Origin of the sequence: Actinophytocola sp. (assembly GCF_036555685.1) — a bacterium.
GTDB lineage: Bacteria > Actinomycetota > Actinomycetes > Mycobacteriales > Pseudonocardiaceae > Actinophytocola.
Map to the genome: position 1 here is coordinate 1 of NZ_DATBKY010000138.1, position 2,025 is coordinate 2,025.

A 2,025-nucleotide genomic window follows, 5' to 3' on the forward strand; every position below is an offset into this window, starting at 1 on the left:
GACGAGGATCCGGTCGCCACGTGGCAGGTTCACTGCGACGGCGTGCAGGCGGTGCTGGACGATCCGGAGACGGCGCACCGCGAACTCGCCAACCCGCACACCGGCCGGCTGCCCCTGGCGGCCGCGATCGACCAGTTCTACACCGCCGACGTGTTCATGCACACCTGGGATCTGTCCCGCGCCACCGGCCAGGACGACCGGCTGGACCCCGGCTTCTGCGCTCAGCTCCTCGGCGGGATGGAGCCGATTGAGCAGATTATGCGCTCCTCCGGCCAGTACGGCCCCCGAGTCGAGGTACCCGCCGACGCGGACACCCAGACCAGGCTCCTCGGCTTCATCGGCCGCGACCCCTTCTGGCCGGACCGCTGAACCGCCCGGGCTAAACCGATGAGTTCGACCTCGACCGGCGGTCATTCTCAGCAATGGCCGACCCGAACTCAGCGGAGGAACAGCATATGGTAATCGTCGCAGGGCATATCGTCGTCGAGCCGCAACAGCGCGAGTCCTACCTCGCGGACTGCGTGAGCGTCGTGAAACAGGCCCGCCTCGCACCCGGTTGCCTCGACTTCGCCATCACCGCGGATCTGGTGGACGCCGCCCGCATCGACATCTTCGAGCGCTGGGAGTCGCGGGCGGCCGTCGAGGCGTTCCGGGGCAGCGGTCCCTCTGACGAGCAGAGCGCCGCGATGCTCGAGGCTTCGGTGGCCGAGTACGACGTCGCGGACGTGCGCTCGCTGACCTGAACGGAAATCCGGTTGCGTCCAGGGCCGGCGGCGGGTCATGGTGACCGCGTGCTGATCCGACGCGAGACCGAACGCGACGTCGATCCCATCCGCGCCGTCACCGCCGCCGCGTTCGCCTCCCGGCGGCCGCCGGGCCAGATTCCGCCCGAGGCTCGGCTGATCGACGAGCTCCGGGCCGGCCCCGCCTGGCTCCCGGCGCTGTCCCTGGTGGCGGTCACCCCCGCGGGCGAGGTCATCGGCCACGTGCTGGGCACCCGGGGCCACGTCGGCCGGGACCCCGTTCTCGCGCTCGGCCCGCTGGCCGTCCGGCCGGACCACCAGCGGCACGGCGCCGGCAGCGCGCTCATGCACGCCGTCCTGGGCGCGGCGGACGCGCTCGGCGAGCCACTGGCCGCGCTGCTCGGCGACCCGGCCTACTACCGCCGGTTCGGATTCGAGCTCAGCTCCGTCTACCAGATCACTCCGACCGTGCCGCACTGGCAGCCGCACTTCCAGGTTCGCGTCCTGAGCGCGTACCACCCCCGGCTGCACGGCACGTTCACCTACCCCGAACCCTTCGACCGGACCTGAGCAGCACGGCCGCGAGGATTCCGGCGGCGGCGGGCAGGATGGCCAGGACGCCCCACAGCGGCGGGAAGATCTGCGCGCCGTACTCGCTCGACACGAGCAGCAGCAGGGCGAGCGCGGCGGTGACCGTGGTCACCACGACGGTCAGGATGGGTGCCGAACGGCCTCGTGACTGCACCACGCGCAGCACGAGCAGCCACAGCACGGCCCCGAACGCGGCCACGGCGTAGACGAGGCCGTACAGCAGGCCCGGATCCGGCCGCTTGCCGTTCGGCGCGTAGATGGCGGCGGCGTGGTCGGCGATGCTGCGGCCGCCGGCCTGGTCGATGATCGCCACGACCACGAGGACGGCCGACAGCACGATCGCCAGCAGCACCGCCCGGGACGCCGGGCGCCAGTTCCGGGTCGCCCGCTCCGGCGGATGGATGTAGGTAATCGAGTTTTCAGATAGTGACTGTCTCATAGACAGTGACTCTACGACTGCCCCAAACAGAGAGTCAAATGCTTTTAGACAGTCGCTTGCTAATAGCGTGCGACTTTCTGCTACCCTCGGCCCATGGCAACCGGGCTGCGAGAACGCTGGCGGATCAACGCCATGCGCACGATCCAGGAGCAGGCGCTCGACCTGTTCGACGCGCGCGGGTTCGACGCCGTCACGATCGAGGAGATCGCGGCCGCGGCCGAGGTGTCGCCGTCGTCGGTGTACCGCTACTTC

Annotated in this window: 5 protein-coding genes; 4 read left to right on the plus strand and 1 reads right to left on the minus strand. The window is 70.1% G+C overall.

The genetic code is table 11. The features are described 5' to 3' along the window. The 3 genes from VH969_RS13670 to VH969_RS13680 form a co-directional block, all read left to right on the plus strand. A partial coding sequence (locus tag VH969_RS13670; RefSeq protein WP_527249159.1) for a DinB family protein occupies positions 1–369 on the plus strand: 369 nt, incomplete at its 5' end. An 86-nt stretch (positions 370–455) separates the two neighbouring features. Then, complete coding sequence (locus VH969_RS13675; RefSeq protein WP_331974103.1) at positions 456–743, plus strand: putative quinol monooxygenase; 288 nt, start codon at positions 456–458, stop codon at positions 741–743. Between the two features lie 48 nt (positions 744–791). Further along, a complete protein-coding gene (locus tag VH969_RS13680) occupies positions 792–1,313 on the plus strand; it encodes a GNAT family N-acetyltransferase (protein WP_331974104.1) in 522 nt (173 codons plus the stop codon). Here the strand turns inward: VH969_RS13680 and VH969_RS13685 are convergent. After that, positions 1,282–1,773 (minus strand): hypothetical protein, encoded by a 492-nt coding sequence (locus VH969_RS13685; protein WP_331974105.1) that lies wholly within the window; start codon positions 1,771–1,773, stop codon positions 1,282–1,284. The two genes, VH969_RS13680 and VH969_RS13685, sit on opposite strands and share 32 nt — an antisense overlap. Before the next feature lie 132 nt (positions 1,774–1,905). Here VH969_RS13685 and VH969_RS13690 point away from each other — a divergent pair. After that, the coding region (locus tag VH969_RS13690; RefSeq protein ID WP_331974106.1) for a helix-turn-helix domain-containing protein at positions 1,906–2,025 on the plus strand (120 nt) is incomplete at its 3' end.

Bases quoted from the DNA above. Each gene is read 5' to 3' on its own strand.
- VH969_RS13675 (WP_331974103.1), top strand. From the start codon at position 456: ATGGTAATCGTCGCAGGGCATATCGTCGTCGAGCCGCAACAGCGCGAG.
- VH969_RS13685 (WP_331974105.1), bottom strand. From the start codon at position 1,773: ATGAGACAGTCACTATCTGAAAACTCGATTACCTACATCCATCCGCCG.